This is a genomic window from Streptomyces sp. YS-3, assembly GCF_045257485.1.
Taxonomy (GTDB): Bacteria; Actinomycetota; Actinomycetes; order Streptomycetales; family Streptomycetaceae; genus Streptomyces.
The window spans coordinates 1-7,192 of sequence record NZ_JBJHPC010000375.1; the positions used below are offsets into that span (position 1 = coordinate 1).

Sequence of the window (7,192 nt, forward strand, 5' to 3'; positions counted from 1 at the left end):
GCCCCGCCCCGTGCCCCAGCACCGTCGTCGCTTCCCCCGACTGCTGCGCGACGATCGCGTCGATCGAGCCGAGCAGCCGCACCGGGGCCCCCCGCCGCGCGGCCGGCTCGATGAACGTGCCGCGCCGCCGGTGCCGGGTGATCAGCCCCTCCTCCTCCAGCTCCTTCAGCGCCTGCCGCATGGTCAGCACGCTCACGCCGTAGTGCGCGGCGAGCCGCTCCTCGGTGGGCAGCCGCAGCGAGGCGTCGGGCGTGCGGCCCAGTATCGACGCCCGCAGGGACTGCGAGACCTGGTACCACAGCGGCAGCTTGCGGTTCAGGACCAGCGAGTCCGGAGCGAAGGAGGAGGCCGGGGGCGGTGCGGGGGTCGAGGAGGTCACGGGCATTCCGTATCAGGCTCTGGGGCGCGGCGGAAGGTGTGGCTCAGGATCCGGCGGCACCGGGCGCCCGGTCGGCACCGGTCGGCACCGGTCGGCACCGGTCGGTACCGGGCGCGCCGGGACCGCCGGCGCGCGCGTCACGCGCGGAAGTGGCGCTCCAGACCCCGCCACACCTCGTCGTACCCCCGCTGGAGGTGCTCCGCCGACGCCGCCTGCTCCGTCGCCGTCACCGGCCACCGCGTCTCGAACATGAACGCGAGGCCGTCGTCGATCTTCTGCGGCTTCAGCTCGGCGGCGCTCGCCCTGTCGAAGGTCTCCCGGTCGGGGCCGTGCGCCGACATCATGTTGTGGAGCGAGCCGCCGCCGGGAACAAAACCCCCCTTCCCGGCCGTCTTCGCGTCGTACGCGCCCTCGATCAGGCCCATGTACTCGCTCATCACATTGCGGTGGAAGTACGGCGGCCGGAAGGTGTCCTCGCCGACCAGCCAACGCGGCGCGAACACCACGAAGTCGACGCCCGCGAGGCCCGGGGTGTCGGAGGGGGAGGTGAGGACCGTGAAGATCGACGGGTCCGGGTGGTCGTACGAGATCGTGCCGATGACGTTGAAGCGGCGCAGGTCGTACACGTACGGCACATGGTTGCCGTGCCAGGCGACCACGTCCAGCGGCGAGTGGTCGTACCGCGCGCTCCACAGGTTGCCGCAGAACTTGTTGACCACCTCCACCGGGCCCTCCGCCTCCTCGTACGCCGCGACCGGTGCGAGGAAGTCCCGGGCGTTGGCGAGGCCGTTGGCGCCGATCGGGCCGAGGTCGGGGAGCTGGAAGGGCTGCCCGTAGTTCTCGCACACATAGCCGCGGGCCGTCTCGTCGAGGAGCTCGACCCGGAAGCGCACTCCGCGGGGGATCAGCGCGATCTCGCCGGGGCGGGCCGCGAGCAGGCCGAACTCGGTGCGCAGCAGCAGTCCGCCGCGCTCGGGGACGATCAGCAGCTCGCCGTCCGCGTCGCTGAAGACCCGGTCCATGGAGGCGTTGGCGTGGTAGAGGTGAACGGCCATGCCGGTGCGCTGGGTGGCGTCGCCGTTGCCGCCCAGCGTCCACAGGCCCGCCAGCCAGTCCGTGCCGGCCGCCGGCTCCGGCAGCGGGTTCCAGCGCAGCCGGTTGGGGTCGGGCACGGTCTCGGTGAAGGGCGCGCTGCGCAGCCGGCCGTTGCCGGTCCGGACGAACGCGGGATGGGCGGCGGACGGCGTGATCCGGTACAGCCAGGAGCGGCGGTTGTGCGCCCTGGGCTCGGTGAACGCGGAGCCGCTCAACTGCTCCGCGTAGAGCCCCAGGGGGGCGCGCTGCGGCGAGTTCCGGCCATGCGGCAGAGCGCCGGGAACCGCCTCCGAGCTGTGCTCGTTACCGAACCCCGGGGAGTACGACAGCGCCTGTGCCGTCTTCCTGGCCTGCTCGCTGCTGGTGGTCATCCGCCGCTCCCGCCGCTGAAGAATCCTGCAATCCTATGGGTCACCGTAGGATTCGGATCGGACCGCGTCAACGGCAGAACCGGCCGAGCGCGGCATGATGGGGCCGTGCCCCATGCGAACCTCCGCCGCGCACCCGTGCAGCAACGCAGTGCCGAGCGCCTCAGCCGGATCCTGGATGCCTGCGCCGAACTGCTGGACGAGACCGGTTACGAGGACCTCTCCACCCGGGCCGTGGCCCAGCGGGCGGGCGTGCCCATCGGCTCGGTGTACCGCTTCTTCAGTAACAAGCGGGCCCTCGCCGAGGCGCTCGCCGCCCGCAACCTCGACCGGTTCGCGGAGATCGTCGGCGCCCGGCTCGCCACCATCGAGGCCGAGGACTGGCGCGGGGCGATCGACGCGGTGCTCGACGAGTACCTGGTCCTGAAGAAGACCGTGCCCGGCTTCAATTTGGTGGACTTCGGCGGGCCGCAGCCGGTCGCCGACCCCGCCGCCGACGCCAACCACCTGCTGGCCGAGCGGCTCGCCGAGCTGCTCCCGGCCCAGTTCGGCCGCGCCCCCGACGCGGAGCTGCGGCTGACCATCCTGGTGGCGGTCGAGGCCGCGGACGCCCTGCTGCGGCTCGCCTTCCGTACCGACCTGGCGGGGGACCCGGGCATCGTGTCCGAGACCCGGGAGCTGCTGCACGCGTACCTGGCCAGGACCCTGGGCTGAGCGCCGCGGCCCTCGCCACCATGCCTACCGGTCGGTATGCTCGGAGAGCCCGTGCGTCACCCGCCGCCGCCCCGGGGAGGACCCCCCATGTCCGCACTCCGCATCTGCCCCCTCTGCGAAGCCACTTGCGGGCTGACCCTGACCGTCGAGGGGACCCGGGTCACCGGTGCCCGCGGCGACCGGGACGATGTGTTCAGCCAGGGGTTCATCTGCCCCAAGGGCGCCTCCTTCGGGGAGGTCGACGCCGACCCCGACCGGCTCACCGCGCCCCTGGTCCGCCGGGACGGCAGACTGGTGGAGGCGACCTGGGACGAGGCGTTCGGCCTGGTCGCGGAGCGGATCCGGCCGGTCGTCGAGACGTACGGCGCCGACGCCGTCGGGGTGGTGCTCGGCAACCCCAACGTCCACACCATGGCCGGCGCCCTCTACCCGCCCGTCCTGCTCGGCGCCCTGCACACCCGCAGTCTCTTCACCGCCAGCACCCTCGACCAGATGCCCAAGCACGTCTCCAGCGGGCTCCTCTTCGGCGACCCGTTCGCCATCCCGGTGCCGGACCTCGACCGCACCGACCATCTGCTGCTGCTCGGCGCCAACCCCCTGGAGTCCAACGGGAGTCTGTGCACCGCCCCGGACTTCCCCGGGAAACTCAAGGCCCTGCGGGCGCGCGGCGGCACCCTCACCGTCGTCGATCCGCGCCGCACCCGGACCGCCAAGCTGGCCGACCGCCACCTGGCCCCCCGGCCGGGCACCGACGCGCTGCTGCTCGCCGCGCTCGCCCACGTCCTCTTCGAGGAGAAGCTCACCTCGCCCGGCGAACTCGCCGACGCGCTGGAGGGGCTGTCCGAAGTCCACGATGCCGTACGGGAGTTCACCCCCGAGGCGGTCGGGGCGGCCTGCGACCTCGACCCGGACGAGATCCGCGTCCTCGCCCGGGAGCTCGCGGCGGCGCCCACCGCCGCTGTCTACGGCCGCATCGGCAGCTGCACGGTGGAGCACGGCACCCTGGCCAGCTGGCTCGTCGACGTCCTCAACATCCTCACCGGCAATCTGGACCGGCCCGGCGGCGCGCTCTTCCCGCTCTCCGCCACCGACCGCGCCCCGCGCCCGGCCGGACCCGGCCGGGGCTTCGAGATCGGCCGCTGGCGCAGCCGGGTCGGCGGCCACCCCGAGGCCAAGTCGGAGCTGCCCGCCGCGGCCCTCGCCGAGGAGATCGAGACACCGGGGGAGGGGCAGATCCGGGCGCTGATCGTGTGCGCGGCGAACCCGGTGCTCTCCGCCCCCGACGGCGACCGGCTCGACCGTGCGCTGGACGGGCTCGACTTCATGGTCAGCGTCGACCCTTACCTCAACGAGACCTCGCGCCACGCCGACGTCGTGCTGCCGCCGCCCCCGCCGTCGCAGAGCGCCCACTTCGACTTCGCCTTCAACGGGCTCGCCGTACGCAACCAGGTCCGCTACACCCGGCCCGCCGTGCCGCTCGCCGAGGGCAGGCTCGACGAGTGCGAGATCCACGCCCGGCTCGTCCTCGCGGTCACCGGGATGCACGGCGCCCCGCCGGACGCCGTGGACGCGACGGTCGTCGACCGCACCCTGGGCAAGGCCGTGGCCGACCCGCACTCGGCCGTGTACGGACGCGACCCGCGGGAGCTCGCCGGGCAGCTGACCGGCGACAGCGGCCCCGAGCGGCGGCTCGACATGATGCTGCGGCTCGGTCCGTACGGCGACGGCTTCGGCGCCGACCCCGAGGGCCTCAGCCTGGAGCGGGTGCTCGCCCACCCGCACGGCATCGACCTCGGGCCGCTGAAGCCCCGGCTGCCGCAGGTGCTGCGGACCCGCAGCGGGCGGATCGAGCTGCTGCCCGCCCCGATCGCCGAGGACCTGCCCCGGCTGCGCGCGGCGCTCGACGCCCGGCCCGACGGGCTCGTCCTGGTCGGCCGGCGGCATCTGCGCTCCAACAACAGCTGGCTGCACAACATCCCGTCGCTGAACGGCGGTTCCAACCGCTGCACCCTCCACGTCCACCCCGAGGACGCGGCGCGCCTCGGTCTGCGCGAGGGCGACTCGGTACGCGTCACGGCGGACGGCGGCGAGGTGACGGCGCCCGTGGAGATCACCGACTCGGTCCGCACCGGTGTCGTCAGCCTGCCGCACGGCTGGGGCCACGACCGCCCGGAGACCCGCCTCGGGGTCGCCGCCGGGCGGCCCGGGGTCAACGTCAACCAGCTGCTCGACGGCTCGCGGCTGGACCCGCTGTCGGGGACGGCGGTGCTCAACGGCTTCCCCGTCGAGCTGGTCGCACTTCGTTGACCTGGGGTTTTGCTCGTATTGCTCACACGTCAACGTCTTGCTGACGTCGGAAGGGCCGCCCTAACGTCATCCGCACCGCCAGCCCCCTGGCGGGAGTTCAAGGGTGAACGTTAGGTGTCCTCCATGCTGACCGTCCTAGGCTTCACCATGATCGCGACCTTCCTGGTGCTGATCATGATGAAGAAGCTGTCGCCCATCGCGGCGCTGGTTCTGATCCCCGCCCTCTTCTGCGTCTTCGTGGGCAAGGGCGCCCACCTCGGCGACTACGTGGTCGACGGCGTGGGCAAGCTCGCGCCGACCGCCGCGATGCTGATGTTCGCGATCATCTACTTCGGAGTGATGATCGACGTCGGCCTCTTCGACCCGGTGGTCCGCGGCATCCTGCGGTTCTGCAAGGCCGACCCGGTCCGCGTGGTCGTCGGTACGGCGGTGCTCGCCGCCATCGTCTCCCTCGACGGCGACGGCTCGACCACCTTCATGATCACGGTCTCCGCGATGTACCCGCTGTACAAGCGGCTGGGGATGAGCCTGGTGGTGATGACGGGAGTGGCCGCCACCGCCAACGGCGTGATGAACACCCTGCCCTGGGGCGGCCCGACCGCCCGCGCCGCCACCGCCCTCAAACTCGACGCGTCCGACATCTTCGTCCCGATGATCCCCGCCCTCGCGGTCGGTCTGGTGGCGGTCTTCGTCCTCGCGTACGTCCTGGGCCGCCGCGAGCGCGCGCGGCTCGGCTACCTCTCGCTCGACGAGGCCCTGGAGCCGGAGAGCGAGACCGTCCTGGTGGCGGCGGGCGGCTCCGAGCCGCCGCGCCCGGCCGCGGCCGACGGGGGCGCGCAGAGCTCCGAAACCCCCGGCTTCCAGGGGCTCGACCCCGAGCGCGCGACCCTGCGGCCCAAGCTGTACTGGTTCAACGCGGCCCTCACGGTGGCGCTGCTCACCGCCATGATCATGGAGTGGCTGCCGATCCCGGTGCTGTTCCTGCTGGGCGCGGCGCTGGCGCTCACCGTCAACTTCCCGCACATGCCTGACCAGAAGGCCCGGATCGCCGCCCACTCCGACAACGTCGTCAACGTGGCGGGCATGGTCTTCGCGGCGGCCGTCTTCACCGGCGTCCTCAACGGCACCGGCATGGTCAAGCACATGGCGGACTGGCTGGTCGGCGCCGTCCCCGACGCCATGGGCCCGCACATGGCGCTGGTCACCGGCGTCCTGAGCCTGCCGCTCACGTACTTCATGTCCAACGACGGCTTCTACTTCGGCGTGCTGCCGGTTCTCGCGGAGGCCGGGGCCGCGCACGGCGTCTCCTCCGTGGAGATCGCCCGCGCCTCTCTGGTCGGGCAGGCGCTGCACATGTCGAGTCCGCTGGTGCCGGCGGTGTACGTCCTGGTGGGCATGGCCAAGGTCGAGTTCGGCGACCACACCCGCTTCACGGTGAAGTGGGCGGTGCTCACCTCACTGGTGGTCCTCGGTGCCGGGATTCTCTTCGGGATCATCTGACGGGGGCGCCGGAGACGAGCCCCCGGACGCGGGGCGTTGCGCCGGACGGGCGATATCGCGCGGTTCGTCCGGCGCTGCTCCGCCGTTTCGCGGGGCGGATGTGAAAGAGAGTCAGACGAAAGGTCGATTTATATGACAATCTGACTCGAAGGAAAGCGCATGCCTGCCTCCTCACCTCCGCGCCCCACCGTCCGCCGCCCCGCCGTCACCGCCGCCGCGGCCCTCGCCCTCGGGCTGGCCGGAGCCGCCCTGGCCGGGACGCCCGTCGCCCACGCCGCCCCCGGCGACAACGGCGACGTGAAGATCCACAACCTGGGCACCCCGTTCACCGACCAGCGCAACGAGCCCAAGGTCTGCGGGTTCTACCTCGACGGGTTCAACTTCGACCCGAAGCAGAACATCAGCTGGTCGATCCAGACGCAGCCGCTGCGGGCGGGCGGCGCGGCCCTCAACGGCGCCATCGCCCTGCCCACCGGCGTCGGCCACACCCTGCCGCTGACCCTCCCCGACGGTCAGTACAAGCTCACCTGGAACATCGTCGGGGGCAACGGCGCCGGCAAGATGAAGGTCTTCAAGGTCGACTGCAGCCCGGTCACCGGCCCCTCGGGCGTCCCGAGGAGCATCCTGCCCAACGGCGGCCCGAACGCCGGCGGCGGCGGCCTGGCCGGGAACGACGGCGGCGTCACCGACGGGGTCTCCCCGGCGGCGGGCGCGGCGGCCCTCGGTCTCGTGGGCCTCTCCGGGGCGCTCTTCGTGCGACGGCTGCGCCGGCGCGGCCATGGCGACGCGTAACGGCTCCCCCAGGCCCCTCCACCGCACCCGCGCCTAC

Annotated in this window: 6 protein-coding genes; 4 read left to right on the plus strand and 2 right to left on the minus strand. The window is 72.6% G+C overall.

The features are described from left to right. Together ACJA3G_RS25465 and hmgA are read right to left on the minus strand one after the other, a co-directional pair. Nucleotides 1–379 (minus strand): GntR family transcriptional regulator (locus ACJA3G_RS25465; protein ID WP_406555378.1); only part of this gene is annotated, 379 nt, incomplete at its 3' end. 137 nt (nt 380–516) lie between these two features. Beyond that, nucleotides 517–1,845, minus strand: a complete 1,329-nt coding sequence (gene hmgA / locus ACJA3G_RS25470) for a homogentisate 1,2-dioxygenase (protein WP_406555379.1) — start codon at nt 1,843–1,845, stop codon at nt 517–519. 135 nt (nt 1,846–1,980) lie between these two features. Between hmgA and ACJA3G_RS25475 the strand changes: the two genes are divergently transcribed. From ACJA3G_RS25475 to ACJA3G_RS25490, 4 genes are all read left to right on the plus strand, one after another. Continuing rightward, nucleotides 1,981–2,556, plus strand: coding sequence for a TetR family transcriptional regulator (locus tag ACJA3G_RS25475; protein ID WP_406555380.1), 576 nt, complete (start codon nt 1,981–1,983; stop codon nt 2,554–2,556). Nucleotides 2,557–2,643: 87 nt separating this feature from the next. Further along, on the plus strand, nt 2,644–4,863 hold the full coding sequence (locus ACJA3G_RS25480) for a molybdopterin oxidoreductase family protein (RefSeq protein WP_406555381.1): 2,220 nt from the start codon (nt 2,644–2,646) through the stop codon (nt 4,861–4,863). A gap of 123 nt (nt 4,864–4,986) precedes the next feature. After that, nucleotides 4,987–6,363 (plus strand): CitMHS family transporter, encoded by a 1,377-nt coding sequence (locus ACJA3G_RS25485; RefSeq protein WP_406555382.1) that lies wholly within the window; start codon nt 4,987–4,989, stop codon nt 6,361–6,363. Between the two features lie 159 nt (nt 6,364–6,522). Beyond that, a complete protein-coding gene (locus ACJA3G_RS25490) occupies nt 6,523–7,155 on the plus strand; it encodes a hypothetical protein (protein ID WP_406555383.1) in 633 nt (210 codons plus the stop codon). Nucleotides 7,156–7,192 lie beyond the last annotated feature (37 nt).